The sequence below is a fragment of the Conyzicola sp. genome, from assembly GCF_046714715.1.
Taxonomy (GTDB): Bacteria; Actinomycetota; Actinomycetes; order Actinomycetales; family Microbacteriaceae; genus Conyzicola.
Genome location: NZ_JBKKAD010000168.1, coordinates 16,685 through 41,739, shown reverse-complemented (window position 1 = coordinate 41,739; position 25,055 = coordinate 16,685). Strand labels below are relative to the sequence as shown.

Here is a 25,055-nt window from a genome sequence, read left to right as displayed (position 1 = left end):
TGCGCGGTCTTGCGGATACGCAGGGGAAAAGCAAGGCCTGCTCCGATCCGGCGCGCGCACATACCGTGAAGAAATGACTTCTGCCCGTGGTGCCCTGTGATCGGGTACTACGCGCACCACCGCGGCGCCGGCCACCTGCACCGCGCCATGTCGATCGCGCACGAGCTGGGCGACGAGGTGACCATCCTCTCGTCGTCCCCGCGACCCGCGGCCTGGACTGGCGGCTGGGTCGACCTCCCCCTCGACCATTCGCCGCACGACCGTGACGCCGACGCGGACGCCACGGCGCACGACGCGCTGCACTGGGCGCCGCTCGGCTCCGACGGACTGCGCGAGCGCATGGGCCTCATCGCCGAGTGGCTGCGACGCGAGACGCCGTCGGCGGTCGTGGTCGACGTGTCGGTCGAGGTGGCGTTGCTGGTGCGGCTGCACGGGATCCCGGTCATCTCCATTGCCCAACCGGGCGATCGGGCGGATGCGCCCCACTCGCTGGGCTACCGCGCGTCGAGCGCGATCGTCGCCGTCTGGCCGCCGGACATCGCCGCCCTGACTGTCGCGGACGACGTCGCACCCCGCATCGAGCCCGTCGGCGCGATCAGCCGCATTGCCACCGTCGATTCGCTGCCCCGCGTCGCCGGGCAGATCGCCGTGCTCGCCGGACTCGGCACACGCGGGGTGAGTGCGCTCGACGCCGCCGTCGCCGAAGCGCGGCGCGCCCTGCCCGACGCCGACTGGGTCGTGCTGTCCGGCGCCGACAGCGCGACGGTCGCCCACACGCTGCGCACCTCGGCGCTCGTGATCGCACACTGCGGCGAGAACGCACTCGCCGAGATCGCCGCGTCGCGGGTGCCGGCGATCATCCTGCCCGAGGACCGGCCACACGACGAGCAGCACGCGATGGGGCGCGCGCTCGCGGCGAGCGACATGCCGGTGGCTATCGTCGATCCGACGGTGGATGCGTCGCCGGTCGACTGGGCGCGGCTCGTGCGCGAGACGGCGGCACTCGACGGCGAGGCGTGGAGCGTCTGGTGCGACGGTGGCGCCGCCGCGCGTGCGGCGGCCATCGTGCGCCGCGTCGCGCGACCCGTTGGCGCGGGCGATGCCGGCGACGCCGACGACGCCCCCGCCTCGCCACCACCCGACACCGCTCCCTCGCCCGCTCGCGACGCCGGCACCGCTCCCTCGCCCGCTCTCGACCCCGGCACCCCTCCCTCGCCCGCGCTCCCCCGGACCGACGCAGCGTGAGAGTCGCCGTCGTCACCATCGTCTCCGGCCGGCACGAGCATCTCGAGCGGCAGCACGCCGCACTCGCCCGCTCGACCCGGGCGGCCGACGACTACATCGTGGTGGCCATGGGTGACGCCGCCCTCGGCGGCTGGGCGCCCGGCGGTGCCCCTGCTCCGTTCGTCGTCGACGTGCCCGTCGACGGGCGGCTGCCGCTCGCCGCCGCGCGCAACCGCGGCGCGGACCTCGCGCTCGAACGCGGCGCCGACGTCGTAGTGTTCCTCGACGTGGACTGCATCCCCCACCCGCAGCTGCTCGACCTGTATGCGAAGGCCGCGCAGCAGCATCCGCGGTCTCTGCTCACCGGTCCTGTCGGCTACCTGCCCGAGGGCGTCGACTACAACCGCCCGGCCTCGTTCGACGACGTCGCGCACGTGCACGCGTTCCGTCCGAACCCCTCGCCGGGCGAGATCGACCGCGGCCGCCACGAGCTGTTCTGGTCGCTGTCGTTCGCGGTCGACCGTGCCGCCTGGCGCGACCTCGACGGCTTCTTCGAGGGATACACGGGGTACGGCGGCGAAGACACCGACTTCGGGCTCGCGGCCGACGACGCCGGCATCGACCTGGTCTGGGTGGGCGGCGCCGTCGCGTACCACCAGTTCCACGAGACGCAGGACCCGCCGGTGCAGCACCTCGACGACATCCTCACCAACGCCGCCCTGTTCGAAAGCCGCTGGGGGTTCTGGCCCATGCGCGGCTGGCTCGACGAGTTCGAACGCCGCGGCCTCGTGGGTCGCGACGCGGCCGGCCTCTACACCCGAATCGGAGTCACCACGTGAGAATCGCGCTGCTCAGCCACATGCACCACGCCATCGCCGAGCCCTACGAAGGCGGCACCGAGGCGCACACCGCGATGCTCGCCGACGAGCTGGTGGCCCGCGGGCACGACGTGACCCTGTTCGCGAAGGAGGGATCGGTCAGCGACGCCGAGGTCTACCCACTCGTGCCGGCGGACTTCGAGTTCACCAACTTGGCCAGCCCGCTCGTGCGCAAGCAGCAGCAGGGCTTCCTCGCCGAGGCGGTGCACCACAGCATCGCGGTGATCCACGACGGCCGGTTCGACGTCGTCGTCAACAACTCGCTGAGCTCGCAGCCGTTCAGCGCGATGCGCGAGCTGCCGATGCTCACCATCCTGCACACGCCCGCCAACCTCGACGACGTGACCGCGATCGTGAGCCGACCCGGCTGGACGCCGAGTGCGCTGCACCGGTACGTCACCGTGTCCGAGTCGAACGCGCGCGGCTGGCGCGGCATGCTGCCCGAGGTCGACGTAGTGCCCAACGGCATCAAGCTCGAACGCTGGCGTCCCACGGTCGCGCACACCCCCGGCCTCGCGGTCTGGGCGGCGCGCATCACGCGCGAGAAGGGCCTGCACCTCGCCATCGACGCCGCCCGCAGCGCCGGCATGCAATTCGAGTTCGCCGGGCCGATCTCGCGCCACGACTACTTCGAGACCGAGATCGCGCCGCGGCTCGGCGCGGACGTGCGCTACCGCGGCCACCTGCAGCACCGCGAGCTCGCCGGCTTCTTCGCGTCGGGCGAGGTGTTCGTCTCGTCGCCGCTGTGGGAGGAACCGTTCGGCCTCACCGTGGTCGAGGCGCTCGCGAGCGGCACGCCCGTCGCGGCTCTGCCGAACGGCGCGGTGAGCGAGCTGCTCGGCGGGCAGGGCGGGTGCATTTCACGGTCGACGGATGCCGCGGCTCTCGCCTCGGCCATCACCCGCGCCCGGCGCATCGACAGGTCGGAGGCGCTCGCTGCCTCGCGCCGTTTCGAGTTCGGCGGCATGGTCGACGCCTACGAGTCGGTGCTGGTGGATCTGGCCGCGGTGCCGGTCGAGCGTTCCGCCTGAACCGGTCGGCCTGAGCGACCGGGCGGCCTGAGCGGCTAGTTCGTGCGGGCGCGACGGCGCGCGCTCACCAGGTGGGCGACGGCTCGCCAGCCGAGCAGGAAGACGCCCAGAACCACGGATGTCACGATCACGAAGCTCCACTGAACGCCCTGGTCGGCCAGCACCCGCAGCAGCATGCCGAGCGCGACCGTCGTGACCCAGATCGGCACGCCACTGCGCAGCACGGCGAGCGGAGACCTCCACGCGCGAGCGAGCACCCATCCGACCAGCAGCGCCACGAGGAACGGCCAGTAAGTCACGAGCGCCCCGAGCATCGGGTTCTCGTCGTGGCTCGCGCGGCCGATCAGCACGAAGACGAGCACGAGCGCCGCGTCGGTCAGGAAGGCGAGCAGGGCGGTTCGGGTGGCGGGACGCATGGGGTCAACGGTACGCGCGCGGTGACCGGCTCGCGCGCTCGCGGGGTGTCGCGTGCTTCGACGGGCTCGCGCTTCGACAGGCTCAGCGACCGGGCCGCGGGTTGAGCAGGCCGCCCACGGCCGTATCGAGACCTGAAGCGCGCAGAATAGACCCATGATTCTCGGCTACAGCGCGGCGCAGGTGCGGGCCGCCGAGGCGCCCCTGCTCGCGGCGGGTGTTCCGCTGATGCAGCGCGCCGCCGCCGGGCTGGCGCGAGAGGTGCGCGCGCTCGTCGGCCGCGACGACGCCCGGGTCGTGCTGCTCGTCGGCACCGGCAACAACGGCGCGGACGCGCTGTTCGCCGGGGCGACCCTGGCGGCCGGGGGCGCGGATGTCACGATCGTGCGTACCGGCGACCGGGTGCACGACGGGGCGCTCGCGGCCGCGATCGGCGCGGGAGCGCACGAGGCCGGGCCTGGAGAGACGGCCGGGCGAGAGACAGCCGGGCGAGAGACAGCCGGGCGGGAGACAGCCGGGCGGGAGACAGCCGGGCGGGAGACGGCCGGGCGCGAGACAGCCGGGCCCGCGGAATCAGTCCGCCCCGCGGAGACCGCCGCGCGCGCGGTCGGCGCCGCACCCGACGAGATCGCGCGGCTCGTTTCATCCGCGGATGTCGTGGTCGACGGCATCCTCGGAACCGGAACCAGCGCGCATCCGGCCCTGCGCGGACGCGCCCGCGCGATTGTCGCGGCCATCCTCGAGGCCGGCGGCACGACGCCAGTGGTCGCGGTGGATATCCCGAGCGGAATCCACCCGGACGACGGCGGCGTGCCCGACCCGTGCGTGCTGCGCGCGACCGTGACCGTGACCTTCGGCGGCTACAAGGCCGGGCTGCTTCTGGCGCCGGCGAGCGGGTACGCGGGCGACGTGCGACTGATCGACATCGGGCTCGGCGAGCAGTTGGCCGCGATGGAGCCGGTCGTGCGCGTCGGCCAGACGCCCTAGCCGCCCCGCCGCCGCCCTAGCCGCCCCGCCGCCCTAGCCGCGCAGCCGGGCCAGCTCGGTGTAGTGCGCCACCTCGGGCATCGGCTCGTAGAAATGGTGCAGCATCGAACGCCACTCGTCGTACGCCGGCGAGCCGCGGAAACCCTGCTCGTGGGCCTCGAGCGACTCCCACTCGATGAGCAGCAGGTAGTGGTTCGGTGTCTCGATTCCGCGCGACAGGGTGAGGTCGCGGAAGCCGGGCGACGCCGCGACGATGTGCTGGGCCGACGCGAACGCCGCCTCGAACTCGTCTTCGCGACCGGGGGTGACCGGCAGCACCACCTGTTCGCGCACGTTCGGGGTGTCGTACTCCGGCTCCTCGAGATACGTCGTGCCGAGGAAGTCGCAGCCGAGCGCGCCCAGGTCGGCCATCAGTTTCGCGCCGAAGACGAAGCTGCCCTGCGAGCTGTCGGAGAAGCCGCCGTAGACGATCTCGGTGGAGTAGTTCTCGCGCAGGGTCTCGAGCGCCGCCGCCGTGCCGCGCAGCGTCTCGGCCAGGGATTCGAGCGGGTCGAGCCCGTCGTGCGCCTCCGCCTCGAGCACCCACAGCGAGTATTTGCGCGGCAGCCCGCTGAGCGCCTTGCGGTCGCCGATCTCGGCGGTGCGGGTCGGCTCGAGTCCGAGCACGGCGCCCACCTCGGCCGCCGGGTGGGTCTCGCTGATGATCGAGAGGGAGGCCTTGCTGTGCGTAATCACCCATCGAGCGTAACGGGCACCCCGCCGCGGGCCGGGTGCGCAACCCCGCACTCTGCCGCAACCCGGCCGGAAAACCTTCGCAACTCAGGCAGAAGCAGGGGCGCGGATGCCGCCTGCCGCAGTGGCACGCGGATGTCGCGACCCGGTGGCCGCGACATCCGAGAATCTGCCTGAGTTGCGAAAGTGGCTACAGTCCGTTGTCGCGCGCCACCTCGCCATACCAGGCCGCGCTCGGCTTGGGCGTACGGGCGAACGTCTCCTTATCCCAGGCGATGAGGCCGAAGGTCGGGGCGAACCCCGACGCCCACTCGTAGTTGTCGAGCGCCGACCAGTGCTGGTAGCCCAGCAGCTCGATGCCGTCGGCGATGCAGTCGTGCAGCCCCTCGAGCGCGCCCCGCGTGTAGTCGATGCGGCGGGCGTCGTCCTGCGTCGCGATGCCGTTCTCGGTGACCATGACCGGAACGTGGTCGCTCAACTCCCATGCGGCGCGCACGCCGATGCCGGCCGCGGGCGGGAAGTACTCCCACTGGGTGAGGGTCTTCTCCACCTCGGGCTTCGGCGGGCGGATGCCCTCCGGCCCGACGATGTTGCGCGTGTACGCCTGCACGCCCACGAAGTCGTCGCCCTTGATGCTCGAGAGGTACCAGTTCTCGGCGGGGTCGGCGATCTCCTTCAGCTTCTCGGCGGCTCCCGGTTCGACCGAGCCGTCGGGCAGCGTCGCCGCCTCGAACGCCTGGGTCGCGACGGTCCAGCCGGTCTTGAGCCCGCTCACCTGCGACAACACCTCGCGCGACCGCTGGTGCGAGGCCAGCAGTGCGTCGGCGACCGCCAGGTCGGGCTTCGGCAGGCCGTACGCGACCAGGTTCGACGCGTCCTCTCCCCCGGCGAGCATCGCGGCGATGTTCGGTTCGTTGATCGTGCAGACGTAGTTCACGCCCGACGAGACGACCGGCAGCGCCAGCTCGGTGTACCGGGCGAACAGGTCGGCCGCGTCGGGCGCGCGCCAGAAACCGTCGGTCTCGAACCAGCGCGGCACCGTGAAGTGCATGAGCGTGACGATCGGCTCGACGCCGAACTCGAGGCAGGTGTCGACCATGCGGCGGTAGTGGTCGATCGACGCGCGCGAGACGAGCCCGCGTTCGGGCTCGATGCGGGACCACTCGATGCTGAACCGGTAGGAGTTCAGCCCCAGGTCGGCCAGGATCTTGACGTCGTCGCGGTAGCGGTGGTAGCTGTCCGCCGCGTCGCCGCTCGGCTCGACGATGGTGGTGCCCGGCTCGTTCTCGTGAACCCACCAGTTGCTGTTCACGTTGTTGCCCTCGATCTGGTGGGCTGCCGTCGCGGCGCCCCAGAGGAATCCGTCGGGGAATGTACGCATGGGTGTGTCTCCTTGTGGTGCGGTGGTGAACTGGTCGAGAAAGCGGGGGCTAGGCCACGTCTTTGCGCGGGTTGGGAACGGCGTCGAGCAACCGCATCGTGTACTCGTCGGTCGGGTTGCGCAGCACGTCGGCGGTGTTGCCCTTCTCGACGACGCGGCCCTGGTTGAGCACCATGATGTTGTCGGTGACGACGCGGGCGCTCAGCAGGTCGTGCGTGATGTAGAGCATCGAGACGCCCCACTGTTCGCGCAGGTCCTCGAGCAGGGCGAGCACCCCGGCGCGCAATGAGACGTCGAGCATCGACACCGGCTCGTCGGCGATGATCTCCTGCGGGTTGCTGGCGAGGGCCCGGGCGATGACGACGCGCTGACGCTGACCGCCGGAGAGCTGGTGCGGCAGTTTGGCCGCGAACTCCTCGACGGGCGAGAGTCCGACGGTGTCGAGCAGCTCGAGCACGCGACGGCGGGCGTCGCGCCCGTGCAGCCCGGTGAAGTTCACGACCGGCCGGGTGAGCGTGTACTCGACCGTGTGCAGCGGGTTCAGCGCGGCGTACGGGTCTTGGAACACCATCTGCACGTCGCTGTGCAGGGTGCGGAACCGGCCGCGGCGCAGTCTTCCGACATCGAGGTCGCCGAACATGATGCGCCCGTCGGTCGGCTTCTCGACGGCCGTGATCATCTTCGCGATGGTCGACTTGCCGCTGCCCGATGCCCCCACGAGTGCGAGCGACTGGCCCGGCTCGAGCGTGAACGACACGTTGTCGACGGCGCGCACCGGGTTCTCGCCGCGACGCGCCGCCGGGTAGACCTTGCTCACGCCCTCGACGACGATCGCCTTCTGGTCGCTACGGCGCTCGCGCGACGACACGGTCGGCGGGTGTGTCGCGCCGCTCGCGCGCTTCTGGCCCGTGGCCGCGCGCTGGTTGCGGTCGACGAAGCCGGGCAGCTCGACGACGTCGGCCCGCGGGTCGGCGTAGTGCGAGAGCAGCATGCGCGTGTAGTCGTTCTGCGGGTTGTTCAGGATGTCACCCGCCGACGCGTCTTCGACGATGCGTCCCTCGTGCATCACCATCACGCGTTGCGCGCTCTCGAGCACGATGCCGAGGTCGTGGCTGATCAGGATCGCCGTGAAGTTCTCCGCCTTCTGCAGCTCGATGATCGTGTTCATCACGGCATGCTGCACGAGCACGTCGAGCGCGGTGGTCGGCTCGTCGAACACCATGAGCTCGGGCTCGAGCGACAGTGCGAGCGCGATCGACACGCGCTGGCGCATACCGCCGCTGAGCTCGCCCGGGTAGCGGTCGAGCACCGTCGCCGGCAGCTCGACCTTGCCGACGAGCTCGAGCGCGCGGGCGTTCCAGTCGTCGCGGGTCACGTGGCCGTGGGCGCGGAAGATGTCGACGAAATGATTGCGGATGCTGCGCACCGGGTTGAGCGCGTTCATACCGCTCTGCAGCACCATGGCGATGCCGCCGTGTCGCTGCTCGCGCAGCTGCTCCTGGCCGAGGCTCGCGATGTCCTTGCCGCCGAACAGGATGCGCCCCTTCTCGATGTGGGCGGGCGGCTTCGACAGGCCGGTGAGGGCGAAACCGAGCGTCGACTTGCCCGACCCCGATTCGCCGACGAGCCCGACGAACTCGCCGCGCGCGAGCCGGAACTCGATGTTGCGCACGGCGTGGGTCGCATCCGCCCCGTAGCCGTAGTCGACCGACAGGTCGTGCACTTCCAGCAGGGTCTCGTTGTTCTGTACGTTCGTCACTTCTTCGCTCCTTCGCGAAGGCGCGGGTTGCTGATGCCGTCCACGCCGAAGTTGATGAGGGTGAGGGAGGTCGCGAGCAGCGCGATGCACAGGCCGGGCGCGAACAGCAGCGCCCACTGGCCGGTGAGCAGGGCGTTCGAGTTCTGCGCCCAGAACAGCATGGTGCCCCAGCTGACGATGCTCGAGTCGCCGAGTCCGAGGTACTCGAGTCCGGCTTCGGCGAGGATCGCCGCGGTGGCCGCGCCGAAGAAGTTGCCGACGATCAGCGACGTCATGTTCGGCAGGATCTCGCGGAACACGATGCGGAACGGACGCTCGCCGCTGAAGACCGCCGCCGTCACGAAGTCGCGCGAACGCAGCGACTGCGTCTGGCTGCGCAGCACGCGCGCGCCCCACGCCCAGCCGGTGATCACCACGACGATGATGATCATGCCGATGCCGCCGCCGGAGAGGTAGGCGGCGATCACGATCATGAGCGGCAGGCCGGGGATCACCAGGAACAGGTTGACGACGAAGTTGATCACGTCGGCCCCGAAGCCGCGCACGTAGCCCCAGCTCAGGCCGATGAAGACGGCGATGATGGTCGAGAACAGTCCAGCGATCAGGCCGACGAAGATGCTGATCTGCGAGCCCCAGATGAGCTGGCTCAGAACATCCTCCCCCGCCGCGGTGGTTCCGAGCCAGTGGGCGGCGCTCGCGTCGGCGCTGCGGTCGAAGCCGTTCTCGGTGGCGCCGTACGGCGCAATGAGCGGCGCGAAGACCGCGACGAGGATGAACAGGCCGAGAACGATGAGGCCGATGCGGGCCTTGCCATTCGACCACACGGTGGAGGCGACGCGGGCGAAGACCTTCCACGGGCTGGGGGCGTCGGGAATCTGCGTCTCCGAGCGCGACAGGGTCTGGGTGGTCATGGTCGCGCTCACTTCCGGGTCCGCGGGTCGAGAACGCCGTACAGGATGTCGACGAGGAAATTGGCCACCAGCACGCTGACCGTGATCATCAGGAACAGCGCCTGCATGAGCGGGTAGTCCTGGTTGGTGACGGCGTTGAACAGCAGATAGCCGACGCCCGGGTAGCCGAACACGCGCTCGACGAGGATCGAGCCGCCGACCACGCCGCCGAGCGCGAGCCCGAACGAGGTGAGGTTCGGCAGGATCGCGTTGCGGGCGGCGTAGCGCAGGGCCACCGTGCGCGGCTTGAGCCCGTTCGCCTCGGCGAACGTGACGTAGTCGTCGCCGAGGGTGGAGATCATCGTGTTGCGCATGCCGAGGATCCAGCCGCCGAGCGACGTGATGAGGATCGTGAGCGCCGGCAGGAACGCGTGGTAGAGCGCGTCGCCGAGGAACTCGACGCTGAACTGCGGCGAAGCCGTCGGCCCGTAGGCGCCGCTGGTCGGGAACAGGCGCCAGACATAGCCGGCGAAGAAGAGCAGCAGCAGCGCCGTCCAGAAGTACGGGAACGCGCTCGCGAACGAGCCGGCCAGGGTCGGCAGGGTGTCGAGCCAGGTGCCGCGCTTCCACGCGGCCAGCACGCCGAGCAGCGTGCCCAGCACGAACGCGACGATCGTCACGACGCCGACCAGCACGAGCGTGTACGGCAGCGCGGTCGACACGAGTTCGGAGACCGACTGCGGGTAGAACGTGTACGAGACCCCGAAGTCGAGCGTGACCACCTGGTGCAGGTACGTCACGTACTGCTCGACGATGTTGCCGCTCGGCACACCGAGCTGGGCCTCGATCGCCGCCTTCGTCGCCTCGCTCACCGGTCCGTTCTGGGAGAGCTTGGCCAGCGCGGCGTCGGCGGGCGAGCCGGGCATGAGCCGCGGCAGCGCGAAGTTGAGGGTGATCGCCGCCCACAGGGTGAGCACGAACAGCCCCAGTTTGCGCAAGGTGTACGCGAGGGCGCGTCTGCCTCCGCCGTGCGATTGAACGGGCGCCGCGGCATCCGTCGTCTCGAGAATTGCGCTAGTCATCGTCGACCGCCTTCAGGTGGGTGAGAACGAGCAGGGGTGTCGACTCGTAGGTCTTCGGGCTCGCGTACGGGTCGTCTTCGCTCGGCCAGCCGGTGAACTTTGCGTCGCTGACGAGGCCCCAGGATCCGCCGTAGTAGAGGCTGAGCACGGGCAGCTCGTTGTAGACGATCTGCTGCAGCTGGTAGCCGAGCTGCTTCTGCTCCTCCGGATCGATCGCGAGCTTGTACCGGTCGAGGATGGACTGCGCCTCGGGGCTGTCGAAGCGCTCGAAGTTGTTGCCCGCCTCCTCGCCTACCGGCTTGAGATAGTCGCTCGAGAGCAGGCCGTTGAAGTCGCGGAAGATAGACCCGGTACCTCCCGTGCCGCCCATCGCGAAGTCGTACTCGCCGTTGCGCAGGGCGAGCTGGTAGGCCGCGGGCTGCGGGCTGTCGACCTTCACGTCGATGCCGAGGGCGCCCCACTGCTTCTGCACCTCCTGCACTCCCTTGAGCCAGTCGTTGTAGCCGTTGGCGGTGGTGATCGAGAAGCTCAGCTGGCTGCCGCCCGCGTCGACGAGTTTGCCGCCCTGCTGCGTGTAGCCGGCCTTCGCGAAGAAGTCGAGTGCCGCCGTGTCGTTCTTGTCGAGCAGCCCGGCGTTCGGGATCGACGGGTCGAGCGCGTCCTGCTGGTAGGGCAGCAGGATGTTGGTCTGGCCGGCCGGGTCCATGTAGCCCTCCGCCGCGGCGTCACCCACGGCGGCCCGGTCGAGCGCGGCCGACAGTCCCTTGCGCAGGTTCAGGTCGTTGAAGGGCGCCTTCGTGAGGTTCGGGAACAGCGCGATCGTGCCTCCCGGCGGGAACCAGTAGGTGTTCTCGTTGCCGGCCGCGACCCAGGTGCCGTCGACGTCGCTGATGAACGAGTACGCCCAGTCGTAGCCCTTGGTGGCGACGTCGAGCTGCGTGTTCGTGGCCGGCAGGATGATGTGCTCGGCGGCGACCTTGTCGGCCTGCCAGTAGTCGGGGTTCTTGTCGACCGTGTACTGCTGCGCGGCGAAGTTGCCGAGCACGTACGGCCCGGTGCCCACGGGGTCGGGATTGCGGAACGTCTCCGGGTCGTCGACGTCGGCCCAGATGTGCTCGGGCACGATGAGGGTCGTTCCGATGAGCTGGGCCGCGGGAACGTCGGCGGCGTTGAGGTGCACCGTCACGGTCGTGTCCGTCGACTCGACGCTGTCGATGTAGCTCCAGATGCCCTGGATGTCGAACGCCGGCACGTCTTTCAGCAGCTGGAAGCTGAACGCGACGTCGTCGCTCGTGAGGGGCTCGCCGTCGCTCCAGGTGACGCCGTCGCGCATCGTGTAGACCACGGTCGACGGGTCGGTCAGCTCGTAGCCGGTCGCGAGCCACGGGTGCTCTTCGCCGGTCACGTTGTCGAGGATCACCAGCGGCTCGTACATGTAGAACGCCGCCGTGCGCTTGTTCGTCATGTACGGGTTGAAGTTGCGCTCGAACAGCGGTGAGCCGTTGTCGGCCGCGACGAGCATCGTGTCGTCGGGAATCGAGGGATCGGGCGCGCTCTCGATTTGGATGCTGCACGCCGCGAGCATCACGCCCGCGGTCGCCACGGCGAATGCCGCGAGGGTGCGTCGCGTGCGGGTTCTTGTTGGTTGCTTCATTACTACCGTTCCAGTCATCGTTGAACTGAATCCTGCTCTGGGTTGAGTGTATGCGCTTACATTGCTCCCCGCAACCCGCGGCGCGCGGTGCAGGCGTCGCAACTCAGGCAGAAAGGGCGGGGCGGATGTCGCGGGGCCCGGGCTCGTGCGGATCGCGGTGGGTGCCCCGCACCGCGCCACGGATCCTGCCTGAGTTGCGCGACCGGTCACGGCAACGGGGCTTGAACCGGTTCGGCACCGCCGCGCGCTAGGGGCAGCTGTCGCGCAGCACGACGCTCACCGGCAGCGTGAGCGACTGCGGGCCGAGGGTCGGGTCGTCGAGTCGCGCGGTGATCGCGTGCACCGCCGCGCGGCCGAGCTCGACCATCGGCTGGTGCACGGTCGTGAGCCGCGGGCGCGAGTGCGCGCCCGCGGTGATGCCGTCGAACCCCGTCACGAGCACGTCGTGCGGAACGCGGATGCCCCGCGCCTCGAGCACGTCGAGCACGCCGAGGGCGGTCTGGTCGTTCGAGCAGATGACGGCGCGCACGCCGGGCGGGCGGGTTCCGGTCGCCGCACCCGGGGTCTCGCGGCCCAGCGCTCCGCGCTCGACGAGCCGCTCGGCGATCGCGCGTCCGCCCTCGCGGGTGAAGTCGCCGCGCTCGAGGGTGACCGCGTCCTCCGCGATTCCCGCGGCGCGCAGTGCCTCACGGAAGCCCTCGCGTCGCTCCGCGTCATCCGGAGAATCGGTCGGTCCCGCGATGTAGATGGGGTCTCGCACGCCGTGCGTCTCGAAGACGTGGCTCGCGAGGGTGCGCATGCCGGGGCCGTTGCTCGCGCTCACGTGGTCGAAGCCGTCGTCGCGCTGCGAACCGGCCAGCACCACGACCGGGATGCGGCGGGCGACGTGGGCGAGCAGCTCGTCGGGAACGGTGCGGGCCAGCACGGCCAGGCCGTCGACGCGTCCGGCGATGTCGTTCACGAGCGCCTCGCGGGATGCGCCCCGGCCGGCCGCGACCATGAGAGCGAGGCCGTGGCGCCAGGCCTCGATCTCGGCACCGCGCAGCACCTCGTCGAAGTACAGGTTCTCGGACTGCTGGGCGACGGAGCCGTCGTCGACGACGATCGGCACCTCGCCGCTCGAGCCGGGCGTGAGGATCTCGGTCGCGTCGAGGTCGTCGTGACCGGGGAAGAACAGGCCGATCACGTTGGTGCGGCGGGCGGCGAGTGCACGGGCGTTGCCGCTCGGCACGTAACCGAGGTAGCGCACCGCCTCGAGCACACGTTCGCGGGTCTGCTCGCGCACGGCGTCGGGGCTGCGAAGCACGCGCGAGACCGTGGCGATCGACACGTTGGAGCGCTCGGCGACGTCGTAGACAGTGGGGAGCTTCGCCATCCGTCACCCCTCCCCGCCTTGTTTCGCCGCTCGTGTCAGCCTAGCCGCGTCGATTTCCGCGCTAAGACATAAGATTCAGACTTATTTTTGGCTGGAATTAGGTATAGCCTAATTGGATGGATGCCTCAGCGAACGCCGTCGCCGTGATCGTCGACGTCTCGAAGTCACGGTCGCACTCCGACCGTCGCGAACTACAGCGGCAGATCGAGCAGGCGTTCGGCCGGGTCAACGACCTGGTGGCGGCCGACCAGCCGCTGCAGCCGACCGTCGGCGACGAGTTCCAGGCGGCCTACGCCGACCTCGGAACCGCCCTGAGCGCGTCGTTGCGCGCGCGGCTCGCGCTGCCCGAGGGCGTGGACTGCCGTTTCGGCCTGGGTCTCGGCGAGCTCGCGGCGATCGGTACGGGTGTCGCCGGTGTGTTGCAGGATGGTTCCGCATGGTGGGCCGCGAGGAGGGCGATCGATGAGGCACGCAAACACGAATACTCGAAGCTCGGCTTCGTTCGCACCTGGTTCCGGGCGGCCGAACCGACCCCGACCGAGGCGCTCGTCAACGCCTACCTGCTCGGCCGCGACCAGATCGTCAGCGCCATGAACGCGCGGGCCAGGCGGCTGCTGCTCGGCCAGCTGCTCGGCGAGACGCAGGGTGTGCTCGCGCAGAAGGAGGGCATCACGCAGTCCGCGGTGTCGCAGAACCTCGCCCGAAGCGGCGCGAACGCGGTGATCGCCGGCGAGGCGCTCTTGCTCGAGACGACGGGGGTGTTCGGATGATCCTGCTCGCCTTCTTCCGCGGCGCGCGCGGCCTCGCCGACCTCGCCCGGGTGCGCGGCGGTGCCCGTGCCCGACGCGACGACCGCCGGTCGGCCGTCTCCACCGTCGTCGGCGCTGCCCTCGGCATCGCGGCATTCGTGCTCGCCTCGGTGGCGAGCGGCCTGCCCCTCTGGTGGTCGCCGATCGCGGCCGCCGCGATCATCGGCTGGCTGTTCGCGACGCGCGAGGGCGACAAAGGTGACGCGGGCGGCGACAGCGGCCGCGGGGCCGACCGCGGCGCCGGATACTGGGCTCTCGGCGCACTCGCCGCCGTGATCGTCGCCGCCTTCGTCTGGGGACCGTGGCTTCCGCGTGCCCACGGCCCGCTTCCCGACTGGTACGAGGCGCTGCCGTACTCCGTTCTCGACGGCATCAGCTTCGCCACGTTCGCCCTCGCGGTGGGCGGCGCCCTCTTCCTCGTTGAGACATCGAACGTGATCGTGCGGCTGGCGCTACGTGGCGAGCGTGCGGCGCCGAGCCTGCTCGACTCGACAACGACTCTCGAACCGTTGACCACAGCGCCGGCGAGCGCGGGCCGACGACGGTGGTGGTGGCGCGAGCCGCTCGCACCGCAGCCAGCTGCCGCACCCGAACCAGCCCTGTCACCAGAACCGCCCGCCGCCCCCTTCGTCGAGTTGAAGGGCGGCCGCTTCATCGGCCCGCTCGAGCGCCTCTTCCTGCTCGCGCTGGTGCTCGCCGGCCAGTTCACGGCGATCGCCGCGCTGGTCGCGGCGAAGGGCATCATCCGCTTCCCCGAGATCTCGAAAGACACCTCGGGCGGGTCGAAGGCGGAGTACTTCCTCGTCGGCAGCTTCGCCAGCTGGGCGCTCGTGCTGCTCGTGGCCCTGCTGGTGACCCTCGGAGCGTCGGCCGCCTAGGAACCACGCTGACTATTAGCCTGAAACTAATAGACAGGCGATATCAGTGCTCGCCTAATAGGCAGGTCAGAGGGCCCGCTGCAGGATCGCCAGGTCGGCCGCGCTGTGAGCGACGAGCGTGATCGTCTCAAGCGCGGTATCCGGGTGCTGCGCCAGCCACTCCCTGATCGCGCTCACCGCGACGGCCGCGGCCGCCGCCGGCGGGTACCCGTAGACGCCCGTAGAGATGGCGGGAAACGCTATCGAACGAAACTCCGCCGCGAGCGTGAGGCTGTTGCGGTAGCAGTCGCCCAGGAGACGCGCCGCATCGGCCTCCGGATGCGACGCATACACCGGACCCACCGTGTGAATGATCTTTTCGGCGCTCTCGATACCGAACGTATCCGTCATCTTCGCCTCACCGGTGCGCGCTCCGCCGAGCAGCCGCGTCGCCTCGAGCAGCCGCGGTCCGGCGGCTCGGTGGATGGCGCCGTCGACTCCCCCGCCGCCGAGCAGGCTCGTGTTCGCGGCGTTGACGATGACGTCGGACGGGAAACGGGTGATGTCGGCCTGGGTCGCGATGATGGATGTCACGTTCAGGACGATACCCCGCGCACCGTCGTCACAGCAGGCCCCCGTAGCATTGCCCGGATGGGTAATTCTGGCTCCCCCGCGCGCTCACGCCTCCCGCTGCTGCGGGCTCGCCTTCCGGTGAAGGCCTGGGTCACCGACTCGCGCCTGCTGCTCGCGGCCAAGACGTCCCTCGCGGTGGGGATCGCCTGGTTCGTCGCCCCCTTCGTTCCCGGCGTGGCCGACGACTACCCCTACTACGCGCCCCTCGGTGCGCTGATCAGTATGACGCCCACGCTCATGGGTTCGGTACGCGTCGGGCTGCAGACCCTGGTCGGGCTCGCGGTCGGCATTCTGCTCGCCGGTGCCGTCATCCTCTTCGCGGAGCCCAACTTTCTCACCATCGCGCTGGTCGTGGGCCTCGGCGTGCTCGTCTCCGGTTTCCGCTGGCTCAGCCAGAGCGGAGGCTACGCGCCCGTCGCGGCCCTCTTCGTACTCATTGTCGGTGGCGGCGACGCGGAGTCGTACTCGATCGGCTACATCGTGCAGATGGGCGTGGGCATCGCGGTCGGCCTGATCGTGAACTTCGCGATCTTCCCGCCGCTGCGGGTGACCGCGGCGGTGTCGGGCCTCCACGACTTCCGCACCCTGCTCGCCACACATCTCGACGAGATGGCCGACGCGCTCGTCGACAGCTGGCCGCCCGCGAACGAGGACTGGGCCGACCGCAGCGACACCCTGCGGGAGACAGCCGATGCCGTGCGCGATGCGCTGCGCGACGCCGAGGAGACCGGTAAGGGCAACCCGCGGGCGCGCCTGCACAAGCGCGACCTCGGCAGCGACTACGCCGACCTCTACGACCTGGAGTCGATCACCTTCCACGTGCGCGACGTGACCGACGTGCTCGCCGCCGCCATCTGGCAGCGCTCGTTCGCGGCCGAACTGCCGGCCGAGCTGCGTGAGCCGCTGAGCGACGCACTGCGGGCGATCGGCGGCGTGCTCGAGTCGCGCAATGCCGGCGACGACGTTTCGAGTGCCGTCACGGCCGCCGACAGCGCCCTCGAGGCCGCGCTGGCCCGCCTCGACGAGCAGCACGACAGCGCGCCGTCGTCGCTCAGCACCGCGGCATCGGTGGCGGTGAGCGCGAGGCGCATCCTGGCCATCATGGCGCAACGCCCGAACGGCGCCGCGGCGGGCACGGCGGAATAGACGACAAGGGCAGTTACACGCCCGACGACACGGGCTCTTCCCGTCGGCGTCCGGTTCCCGCCTCGGCAGCGCGCACACGTCGGGCCAGATACACCGCGAGCCCGGCGTTCGCTGCGGACAACACCAGGTAGACGACCGCGCCGACCCACGCGGGCCAGGCGTCGAGTGTGACCGGTCTCCCGCTCGGAGAATCGAGCAGATTCGGCCAGCCGTTCACCACGATGGCGACGCCGGCCACCGCCCACGACACGCACGCGATGGCCGCGAACACGATGAACAGCACGAGCGTCACGGCTCCGCGGGGTCGTCCCCGCTTCGCCGGCAGATCGCGACGGCCGACCACGACGCCCACCGCGACCGCCACGAGGGCAATGCCGAGCGCCATCCCACCCGCGGGCAGGTTGAGCTGCGTCGAACCGCTGTCGGCGCCGTTGAAGACCACCCCCGTGAATACCGCCGCGACGATGGTCTCTCCGAGCACGAACAGCGTCACCATCACGACGACGACGAGCCCCCACACGATGACACGCCACCATGGCTCGCGGCCCGTCGTCGCCGTCGTCACTGCTGCGCGCGCTCCAGCACGAGCTCGCGCACGCGGGCCGCGTCGGCCGTGCCGCGCATGGCTTTCATGACCGCGCCGATGACCGCGCCGGCGGCCTGCACCTTGCCGTCGCGGATCTTCTCGAGCACGTCGGGCTGGGCGGCGAGAGCCTCGTCGATGGCGGCGATGAGCGGGCCGTCGTCGGACACGACCACGAGGCCGCGGGCCTTCGTGACCTCGGCGGGGCTGCCCTCGCCGGCCACGACGCCCTCGAGCACCTGGCGCGCCAGACGGTCGGTCAGCTCGCCGCCCTCGATCATGGCGATGAGCAGCGACACGTGCAGCGGCGAGACGAGCGACGACGCGTCGACGCCGGCGACGTTCGCGAGGCGGGCGATCTCGCCCGTCCACCACTTGCGGGCCTGGGCGGGAGCGGCGCCCGCGGCGACCGTCTCCTCCACCTCGACGAGCAGGCCGGAGTTCAGCACGTCCTGGAACTCGAGGTCGGTGAAGCTCCACGCCTCCTTGAGGCGGCGGCGGCGGACGGCGGGAGCCTCGGGCAGCGCCGCCCGCAGCTCCTCGACGAGCTCGATGCTGGGGCGCACCGGCACCAGGTCGGGTTCTGGGAAGTAGCGGTAGTCGTCGGCGTCGCTCTTCGGACGTCCGGCGCTCGTCACGCCGGTGTCCTCGTGCCAGTGACGAGTCTCCTGCGTGATGGTGCCGCCCTTCGCGAGGATGGCCGCCTGGCGCTGGATTTCGTAACGGATGGCACGTTCGACACTGCGCAGCGAGTTGACGTTCTTCGTCTCGGTGCGGGTGCCGAGCTTGCCCGAGCCGCGCGGGGTCAGCGAGATGTTCGCGTCGCAGCGCAGGTTGCCGCGCTCCATCTTCGCCTCGGAGATGCCGAGCGAGACCGCGATGTCGCGGATCGTCGAGACGTAGGCCTTCGCGAGATCGGGTGCGTCGGCTTCGGCGCCGTAGATGATGTCGGTGACGATCTCGACGAGCGGAACGCCGGCGCGGTTGTAGTCGACGAGCGAGTACTCGGCGCCCTGGATGCGGCCGGTCGAGCCGCCGACGTGCGTGAGCTTGCCGGCGTCCTCCTCCATGTGGGCGCGTTCGATCGACACCTGGAAGACGCGGCCGTTGGGCAGTTCGACCTCCACGTTGCCGTCGTGGGCGATCGGTTCATCCGACTGGCTGATCTGGTAGTTCTTCGCGAGGTCCGGGTAGAAGTAGTTTTTCCGCGCGAAGCGGCTCGACGGTGCGATCTCGCAGCCGAGGGCGAGGCCGAGGCTGATCGCGAACTTCACCGCCTGCTCGTTAACGACCGGCAGGCTGCCCGGCAGACCGAGGTCGACGGGCGTGATCTGCGTGTTCGGCTCGGCGCCCTGGTTCTCACTGTTGGCGGGGTTCGGCGCGTCGGAGAACATCTTGGTCTTGGTGTTGAGTTCGATGTGGACTTCGAAGCCGAGCACCGGCTCGAAGAGCTCGAGCGCCTTGTCGTAGTCCATCAGTTCTGCCTTGGCCATCAGATGGCTCCTTCTGTTGCTGCGCGCATCTCGGTCTGGCTGAGGTCGGGGATCCGGCTGATGAGGGTGTGGCCCCACTTTTCTTCCAGCAGACGCTCAAGCGTCGCGCCCACCCCGTACAGGCGCGCATCCGCCCGCGCGGGGGCCATGATCTGGATGCCGACGGGCAGGCCGTCTTCGGGGGCGAGCCCGATCGGGAGGCTCATGCCGGGGATGCCGGCGAGGTTCGCCGGGATCGTGGTGACGTCGTTCAGGTACATCGCGAGCGGGTCGTCGATCTTCTCGCCGATCTTGAACGCGGTGGTCGGGGCCGACGGGCTGACGAGAACGTCGACCTTGTCGAACGCCGCCGCGAAGTCGCTCTGGATCAGCGTGCGCACCTTCTGCGCACTGCCGTAGTAGGCGTCGTAGTAGCCGGCGCTGAGAGCGTAGGTGCCGAGGATGACACGGCGCTTCACCTCGGGACCGAAGCCCTGCTCGCGGGTGGCGGCCATCACGTCTTCGACGGTGCCTCCCCCCACAGGGTTCACGCGGAGGCCGAATCGCACAGAGTCGAACTTCGCGAGGTTCGACGACGCTTCGGCCGGAAGAATCAGGTAGTACGCGGCGACCGCGTACTCGAAGTTGGGTGCATCCACTTCGACGATCTCGGCGCCAGCTGCCGCGAGGATCTCGAGACTCTCGTGGAAGCGCTGCGTCACTCCGGACTGGAAGCCGGGAGCGTCGAGTTGTTTGACGACGCCGACACGGAGTCCCTTGAGGCTCTCGGCTTTCCGGCCCGCGAGCGCCGCGTCCGTGAAACTGGGCCATTCGTCGGTGAGGGAGGTGGAATCGCGCGGGTCATGACCGCCGATCACGTCGTGAAGCAGAGCTGCGTCGAGCACCGTACGGGAAACGGGGCCGACCTGGTCGAGCGAGCTCGCCAGGGCGATTGCGCCATAGCGGGACACGCCGCCGTAGGTGGGCTTGACCCCGACCGAGCCGGTGACGGCCGCGGGCTGGCGGATGGATCCGCCGGTGTCGGAGCCGAGGGCGAGGGGCGCCTCGAAGGCGGCGACGGCCGCTGCCGAGCCGCCGCCCGAGCCGCCGGGGATGCGTTCGAGGTCCCACGGGTTGTGGGTGGGGCCGTACGCGGAGTGCTCGGTCGACGAGCCCATCGCGAACTCGTCCATGTTGGTCTTGCCGAGCGGGATGAGGTTCGCGGCGCGCAGGCGGGCGACCACCGTGGCGTCGTAGGGCGGAACCCATCCCTCGAGGATCTTCGATCCGGCGGTCGACGGCATGTCGATGGTGCAGAGCACGTCTTTGATGGCGACGGGCACACCGGCGAGCGGGCCGAGCTTCTCGCCCGCGGCGCGCTTGGCATCGACGGCAGCCGCCGTGGTCAGGGCATCGGCGGAGACGTGGAGGAACGCGTGCACGTCTCCGTCGACGGCGGCGATGCGGTCGAGGTGGGCCTGCGTGGCTTCGACCGAAGAGACCTCGCCGCTGGCGAGCTTGTCGGCGAGCGCCGCGGCGCTGAGGTTGATGAGCGTCATGGGTTACTGCTCCTCTCCGAGAATGGCCGACACCTTGAAGCGGGCGCCGTCGTGCTCGGGAGCTCCGGCGAGCGCCTGTTCGGCGGTCAGCGTCGCGCCGGGCACGTCAGGGCGGAACACGTTGAAGAGCGGGATCGGGTGGCTCGTGGCGGGCACGTCGGGCGTGGCCACCTCGCTCACCTTGGCGACGTTGTCGAGGATCGCGCCGAGTTCGCCCGAAAGCGTCTCGATCTCTTCGGGCGTCAGCGCTATCCGCGCGAGGTTCGCGAGGTGCGAGACGACGTCGGTCGTGATTTCAGACATGGGACTCCGTGCGGTTGTGAGCGGTGCGGTTGAGAGCAGTGCGATCGTGCGGTGCGATCGTGCGGGCACATGGGCCAGCTCGAGACACTCCAGCTTAACGGGCCGAGCGTTGCGTGGTGCCCAGCGCGGACGGGGCAGGCGGGCGACCGCCCTCCCGCTCAGTGGAGGACGCTGAATCGCGCCGAGGGCCGGCCCGCGGTCTCGTAGTCGAGCGACTTGCGGGCGCGGCGAACGGAGACGAGGTATTCCAGGTAGCGCCGGGCGCTCACCCGCGAGAGTCCCGACAGGGTGGCGATCTCCGCCGCGGAACTGTTCGGCGCGCCCGCCAGCGCGCCCTCGACCGTCTCGAGCGTGGGCGCGCTCAGCCCCTTCGGAAGCGGCGCCGGCCGCCCTGCCGGCGCGCGTCCTGTCGCACCCGAGCGCATCAGCGCGTCGATGTCACGCTGCGCGAGGCCGTCGGTGGTCTGGGAGCCGAGCATGGCGAGACGGTCGCGGGCCACATCCTCGAGGCGGGCCTGCAGATTCGCGGCGGTGAACGGTTTGACCAGATAGTGCTGGATGCCCGCGCTGCGTGCCTGTCGCACGCTGTCAACGTCGCGGGCGGCCGTGACCGCGATGACCTCGGGCTGGTGGCCGCCGAGCGCCCGGAAATCCCGCAGCACCTCGAGACCCGACAGCCCCGGCAGGTCGAAGTCGAGCAGCACGAGGTCGGGACGGTGCAGCTCGATGAGCCGCAGGGCGTCCGGCCCGCTGTGCGCGGTCGCGACCACCTCGAACGCCGGATGCACCGCGACGAAACGGGCGTGCAGCACCGCCACCTCGGCGTCGTCGTCGACGATGATGGTGCGCAGCTTGGGCGAAACGGTCACCGCGTCACCCTGCCCGCGAGCACAGCGGCACCCAGCGGCAGTTCCACGGTGAACCGCGCTCCCCCGAGATCCGACCGGCCGACGGTGGCGCGTCCGCCGGAGCGTTCCACGATGCGACGCACCAGGGCCAGCCCGATGCCCCGGCGTCGCAGGGTGGCCGCCGTCTCCGGGCCGGCATCCGCCCCGCCGCCCGGAACCGTCTTCGAACTGACGCCCTCCTCGAACACCCGCTCGTACTGGTCGGGCTCGATTCCCGAGCCGTCGTCGTCCACCGTCAGCCGCACGAGGCCCCCGTCGACCGCGAAGCTCAGCTCGATGTGGTTTCCCGCGGCACACGCCTCCAGCGCGTTGTCGATGAGGTTGCCCACGACGGTCACCAGATCGCCGCGCAGGCTCGCCGCGGCATCCGACCGCAACACGGCCGGCAGCGGCTCCGACGGCGTGATCGCCACGCGCATGCCCAGTTCGCGGGCGTGGCTGGCCTTCACGAGCAGCAGCGCGGCGAGCTCTGGGATCTCGCGGATGACCTCCTCGCCCGCCACGCGCAGCGCGCCGCCGGTGCCGGTGCGTTCCACGAAGTCGCGCGCCTCGTCGACTAGCCCGAGTTCGAGCAGGCCGGAGATCACGTGCAGCTTGTTCGCGAACTCGTGCGCCTGTGCTCGCAGGCCGTTGGTCAGCGACTGGGCGCCGTCCATCTCGCGCAACAGCTGGTGCAGCTCGGTGTGGTCGCGCACCAGCAGCGTCGCGCCGACCGCGTGCCCGTCGAACTCGGTGCCCGTGCTTCGGGCGACCAGGATGCGTTCCCCCGCCAGCACCAGCTGCCCGCCGGCCTCGCCGCGTTCCAGCACCGCGACGAGCGGCGCCTCCAGCACCTCCGCGGCCGCGTGTCCGGTGAGCGTGTCGGTCTCCAGCGCGAGCAGCTCGAGCGCCGCGTCGTTGACGAGAACGATGACCCCGTTCTCGTCCACGCTGATGACGCCTTCGCTGAGCCCGTGCAGCATCGTCTCGCGCGACCCGACCAGCGACGCGATCTCCTTCGGCTCCAGTCGGTAGATGCGTCGCCGGATGATCGCGGTCACCCACCCCGCCCCGAAGATACCCACCACGGCCGACGCGACGAGCGCGATGACCAGCCCGCTCAGGCCGCCCACGAAGTCGGCCCGCAGCGACGATTCGAGGATCCCGACCGACACGGTGCCCACGACCGTGCCGTCGTCGACCCGCACCGGTACCTTCGCCCGCCACGACTCGCCGAGCGTTCCGGTCTGCGTGCCCACATACGTCTCGCCGGAGAGCGGCACCGACGGATCGGTCGAGACCCGTTCGCCGATGCGGTCTGCGTCGGGGTGCGAATAGCGGATGCCACGGACGTCGGTCACCACGACGTAGGTCACGTTCGACGCCTCGCGGATGACTTCGGCGATGGGCTGGATGACGGCGGCGGGGTCGGGGTCGTCGAACGCGTCCCGGATCGCGGGAAGCCCGGCGACCGACTGGGCCACACCGATCATCCGGTCGAGGTAGGCGTCGCGCACCTGCCGCTCCGACAGGCTCGCCGCCACGATCCCGGTCGCGAGCACAACGACGCACACGATCAGCGCCTGCAACAGCAGGAGCTGGTTTCGAAGCGACATTGCTTTCACTCCCCCATTGTCGTGCGTCGCCCGCGGAAACGCACCGTCGGCCCCGTCGCGCGGCCCCGGTGAGTCGCGGCCAATAGTTACGAAAGGGTCGTGATGCGGCCGGCGGTGGGTACCGTCCAATCAGCAATCGCGTCCGCCGTCGTGGCGGGCACTCAACGAGGAGAAGATTCATGCGACGACTCGCACTGGTCATCGTGGCCGCAACCGCGGCCCTGACCCTGGCATCCTGCAGCAGCACCGACACCGGCGGTTCCGGCTCCGGCGAGGGCGGCGCCGAAGCCACCGCCGTCACCGACCTCCAGATCATCGTCCCCGCCGAACCGGGCGGCGGCTGGGACCAGACGGGACGCTCGATCTCCCAGCTGCTCACCGCAGAGGAGATCGTCGACACCGCGCCGGTCACCAACATCGGCGGCGCCGGCGGCACCGTCGGTCTGGCGTCGCTCGCCAACGAGAAGGACCCGCACAGCCTGATGGTCACCGGCCTCGTGATGGTGGGCGCGGTCGAGACGAACGCAGCCCAGAACCGCATGGAGGACACGACGCCGATCGCCCGCCTCACGGAGGAGCCGCTCGTCGTGGTCGTGCCCGCGGACTCGGACTACGACACGCTCGAAGACCTCGTCGACGACATCGTCGAGAACGGTCAGGATGTCACGGTCACGGGCGGCTCCGCCGGCGGCGCCGACCACATCCTGGCCGGCCTGCTGCTCGAAGAGGCGGGCCTCACGGGCGCGGAGATCGGCGAGAACCTGAACTACATCCCGAACTCGGGCGGCGGCGAGGCGGTCGCGCTGATCCTCGGCAACAACGCGTCGGCCGGTATCTCGGGCATCGGCGAATTCGTCGAGCACATCGACGCCGGCACGATGAAGGCGCTGGCCGTGTCATCCGCGGAACCGGCCGCGAACCTGCCCGACGTGCCGACCATCACCGAGGAGGGCTACGACGTCGTGCTGACGAACTGGCGCGGACTGCTCGCGCCGAGCGACATCTCCGACGGCGACCGCGACGCCCTCATCGACGTCGTGACGCAGCTGCACGACAGCGAGGCATGGACGGCCGAGCTCGAGACGCGGGGCTGGGCCGACGCCTTCCTCGTCGGTGACGAGTTCACGTCGTTCCTCGACGAGAACATCGCCGAGGTCACCACGACCCTGACGAACATCGGCTTGGTCGGCTGACCATGAGCGCCCCAACCGCGCACGCGCCGGGCTCCGGCCCCGCGCGTGCGGCGGGCGCATCCGGCACCGGCGCCTCCGGCATCAGGGCGAAGGCCGGCGAACTGATCTTCGCCGCCCTCGCCCTGGCGCTCGGGGTGTTCGTGTTCGTCGGCGCCTTCGCCATCCGCGTGCCCTCCTCGGGTACGCAGGTCGGCCCGCGTGTGTTCCCGTTTCTCGTCGGCACGATCCTGGTGATCTCGGCCGCGGCCGTGCTGGTCAGCGTCTTCCGCGGCAAGGTGGCCGAGCTCGAGGAGGGCGAGGACATCGACGACACCGCCCGCACCGACTGGGTGACGCTCGCCAAGATCGTGGCCTTCGTGGTCGCCCACATCGCGCTCATCGAGATCATCGGCTGGCCGTTCGCGGCCGCGGTGCTCTTCGGCGGCGTCGCCTGGAGCCTCGGCGCGAAACGCTGGTGGGGCGCGCTGCTGATCGGGCTCGCCCTCGGGCTCGTCGTGTACGTGCTGTTCGGCGGTCTGCTCGGGCTCTCCCTGCCGGCAGGCCCCCTACTCGGCTGGCTCGAGCCGCTGATCGACGGGCTGGGGATCTGA

General features: G+C 70.2%; 24 protein-coding genes. 9 read left to right on the top strand and 15 right to left on the bottom strand.

Annotated features, from left to right (window positions below; all coding sequences use genetic code 11):
* The first annotated feature begins 96 nt into the window (after positions 1-96).
* Genes ACLQ6X_RS13015 through ACLQ6X_RS13005 form a run of 3 tightly spaced genes read left to right on the top strand, consistent with a single transcriptional unit; the run spans position 97 to position 3,133 of the window.
* The gene (locus ACLQ6X_RS13015) at positions 97-1,245 is read left to right on the top strand and encodes a hypothetical protein (protein WP_411700577.1); all 1,149 of its coding nucleotides are present in this window, start codon (positions 97-99) and stop codon (positions 1,243-1,245) included.
* Entirely contained in the window at positions 1,242-2,063 is an 822-nt protein-coding gene (locus ACLQ6X_RS13010) for a glycosyltransferase family 2 protein (RefSeq protein ID WP_411700576.1), read from the top strand. The genes ACLQ6X_RS13015 and ACLQ6X_RS13010 overlap by 4 nt, the downstream gene beginning before the upstream one ends.
* Positions 2,060-3,133 carry a glycosyltransferase gene (locus tag ACLQ6X_RS13005; RefSeq protein ID WP_411700575.1) on the top strand — a complete coding sequence of 358 codons (1,074 nt, stop codon included), beginning with the start codon at positions 2,060-2,062 and terminating at the stop codon, positions 3,131-3,133. Before ACLQ6X_RS13010 ends, ACLQ6X_RS13005 begins: the two co-directional genes overlap by 4 nt.
* Before the next feature lie 35 nt (positions 3,134-3,168).
* Here ACLQ6X_RS13005 and ACLQ6X_RS13000 read toward each other — a convergent pair whose 3' ends face one another.
* Positions 3,169-3,549, bottom strand: coding sequence for a DUF3054 domain-containing protein (locus tag ACLQ6X_RS13000; RefSeq protein WP_411700574.1), 381 nt, complete (start codon positions 3,547-3,549; stop codon positions 3,169-3,171).
* A 154-nt stretch (positions 3,550-3,703) separates the two neighbouring features.
* Between ACLQ6X_RS13000 and ACLQ6X_RS12995 the strand changes: the two genes are divergently transcribed.
* Entirely contained in the window at positions 3,704-4,534 is an 831-nt protein-coding gene (locus ACLQ6X_RS12995) for an NAD(P)H-hydrate epimerase (protein ID WP_411700573.1), read from the top strand.
* A 33-nt stretch (positions 4,535-4,567) separates the two neighbouring features.
* On the opposite strand, the gene ACLQ6X_RS12990 is transcribed toward ACLQ6X_RS12995, so the two are convergent.
* From ACLQ6X_RS12990 to ACLQ6X_RS12960, 7 genes are all read right to left on the bottom strand, one after another.
* Positions 4,568-5,269 (bottom strand): antibiotic biosynthesis monooxygenase, encoded by a 702-nt coding sequence (locus ACLQ6X_RS12990; RefSeq protein WP_411700572.1) that lies wholly within the window; start codon positions 5,267-5,269, stop codon positions 4,568-4,570.
* Between the two features lie 187 nt (positions 5,270-5,456).
* On the bottom strand, positions 5,457-6,647 hold the full coding sequence (locus tag ACLQ6X_RS12985; protein WP_411700571.1) for a glycoside hydrolase family 1 protein: 1,191 nt from the start codon (positions 6,645-6,647) through the stop codon (positions 5,457-5,459).
* A 49-nt stretch (positions 6,648-6,696) separates the two neighbouring features.
* Entirely contained in the window at positions 6,697-8,406 is a 1,710-nt protein-coding gene (locus ACLQ6X_RS12980; RefSeq protein ID WP_411700570.1) for an ABC transporter ATP-binding protein, read from the bottom strand.
* Positions 8,403-9,317 (bottom strand): ABC transporter permease, encoded by a 915-nt coding sequence (locus tag ACLQ6X_RS12975; RefSeq protein WP_411700569.1) that lies wholly within the window; start codon positions 9,315-9,317, stop codon positions 8,403-8,405. The genes ACLQ6X_RS12980 and ACLQ6X_RS12975 overlap by 4 nt, the downstream gene beginning before the upstream one ends.
* An 8-nt stretch (positions 9,318-9,325) precedes the next feature.
* Complete coding sequence (locus tag ACLQ6X_RS12970) at positions 9,326-10,378, bottom strand: ABC transporter permease (RefSeq protein ID WP_411700568.1); 1,053 nt, start codon at positions 10,376-10,378, stop codon at positions 9,326-9,328.
* Positions 10,371-12,032 carry an ABC transporter substrate-binding protein gene (locus ACLQ6X_RS12965; RefSeq protein ID WP_411700567.1) on the bottom strand — a complete coding sequence of 554 codons (1,662 nt, stop codon included), beginning with the start codon at positions 12,030-12,032 and terminating at the stop codon, positions 10,371-10,373. The genes ACLQ6X_RS12970 and ACLQ6X_RS12965 overlap by 8 nt, the downstream gene beginning before the upstream one ends.
* A 247-nt stretch (positions 12,033-12,279) precedes the next feature.
* Positions 12,280-13,407 carry a LacI family DNA-binding transcriptional regulator gene (locus ACLQ6X_RS12960; protein ID WP_411700566.1) on the bottom strand — a complete coding sequence of 376 codons (1,128 nt, stop codon included), beginning with the start codon at positions 13,405-13,407 and terminating at the stop codon, positions 12,280-12,282.
* 116 nt (positions 13,408-13,523) lie between these two features.
* Here ACLQ6X_RS12960 and ACLQ6X_RS12955 point away from each other — a divergent pair, with 116 nt between their 5' ends.
* A complete protein-coding gene (locus ACLQ6X_RS12955) occupies positions 13,524-14,177 on the top strand; it encodes a SatD family protein (protein WP_411700565.1) in 654 nt (217 codons plus the stop codon).
* On the top strand, positions 14,174-15,094 hold the full coding sequence (locus tag ACLQ6X_RS12950; RefSeq protein WP_411700564.1) for a hypothetical protein: 921 nt from the start codon (positions 14,174-14,176) through the stop codon (positions 15,092-15,094). Before ACLQ6X_RS12955 ends, ACLQ6X_RS12950 begins: the two co-directional genes overlap by 4 nt.
* Positions 15,095-15,160: 66 nt before the next feature.
* Here ACLQ6X_RS12950 and ACLQ6X_RS12945 read toward each other — a convergent pair whose 3' ends face one another.
* Positions 15,161-15,667, bottom strand: coding sequence for a macro domain-containing protein (locus tag ACLQ6X_RS12945; RefSeq protein ID WP_411700563.1), 507 nt, complete (start codon positions 15,665-15,667; stop codon positions 15,161-15,163).
* 57 nt (positions 15,668-15,724) lie between these two features.
* Between ACLQ6X_RS12945 and ACLQ6X_RS12940 the strand changes: the two genes are divergently transcribed.
* On the top strand, positions 15,725-16,852 hold the full coding sequence (locus tag ACLQ6X_RS12940) for an FUSC family protein (RefSeq protein ID WP_411700562.1): 1,128 nt from the start codon (positions 15,725-15,727) through the stop codon (positions 16,850-16,852).
* A gap of 13 nt (positions 16,853-16,865) precedes the next feature.
* Here the strand turns inward: ACLQ6X_RS12940 and ACLQ6X_RS12935 are convergent, their stop codons facing one another.
* The 6 genes from ACLQ6X_RS12935 to ACLQ6X_RS12910 form a co-directional block, all read right to left on the bottom strand.
* Positions 16,866-17,417, bottom strand: coding sequence for a hypothetical protein (locus tag ACLQ6X_RS12935; protein ID WP_411700561.1), 552 nt, complete (start codon positions 17,415-17,417; stop codon positions 16,866-16,868).
* Positions 17,414-18,928: an Asp-tRNA(Asn)/Glu-tRNA(Gln) amidotransferase subunit GatB gene (gene gatB, locus ACLQ6X_RS12930; protein WP_411700560.1), complete on the bottom strand. Its 1,515-nt coding sequence runs from the start codon at positions 18,926-18,928 to the stop codon at positions 17,414-17,416. The genes ACLQ6X_RS12935 and gatB overlap by 4 nt, the downstream gene beginning before the upstream one ends.
* The gene (gene gatA, locus ACLQ6X_RS12925; protein WP_411700559.1) at positions 18,928-20,466 is read right to left on the bottom strand and encodes an Asp-tRNA(Asn)/Glu-tRNA(Gln) amidotransferase subunit GatA; all 1,539 of its coding nucleotides are present in this window, start codon (positions 20,464-20,466) and stop codon (positions 18,928-18,930) included. Before gatA ends, gatB begins: the two co-directional genes overlap by 1 nt.
* 3 nt (positions 20,467-20,469) lie before the next feature.
* Positions 20,470-20,769: an Asp-tRNA(Asn)/Glu-tRNA(Gln) amidotransferase subunit GatC gene (gene gatC, locus ACLQ6X_RS12920; protein WP_411700558.1), complete on the bottom strand. Its 300-nt coding sequence runs from the start codon at positions 20,767-20,769 to the stop codon at positions 20,470-20,472.
* A gap of 158 nt (positions 20,770-20,927) precedes the next feature.
* Positions 20,928-21,638 carry a response regulator gene (locus ACLQ6X_RS12915; protein WP_411700557.1) on the bottom strand — a complete coding sequence of 237 codons (711 nt, stop codon included), beginning with the start codon at positions 21,636-21,638 and terminating at the stop codon, positions 20,928-20,930.
* A complete protein-coding gene (locus tag ACLQ6X_RS12910) occupies positions 21,635-23,272 on the bottom strand; it encodes an ATP-binding protein (protein WP_411700556.1) in 1,638 nt (545 codons plus the stop codon). The genes ACLQ6X_RS12915 and ACLQ6X_RS12910 overlap by 4 nt, the downstream gene beginning before the upstream one ends.
* 179 nt (positions 23,273-23,451) lie before the next feature.
* Here ACLQ6X_RS12910 and ACLQ6X_RS12905 point away from each other — a divergent pair, with 179 nt between their 5' ends.
* A complete protein-coding gene (locus ACLQ6X_RS12905; protein WP_411700555.1) occupies positions 23,452-24,465 on the top strand; it encodes a Bug family tripartite tricarboxylate transporter substrate binding protein in 1,014 nt (337 codons plus the stop codon).
* A 2-nt stretch (positions 24,466-24,467) separates the two neighbouring features.
* Positions 24,468-25,055, top strand: a complete 588-nt coding sequence (locus ACLQ6X_RS12900; protein ID WP_411700554.1) for a tripartite tricarboxylate transporter TctB family protein — start codon at positions 24,468-24,470, stop codon at positions 25,053-25,055.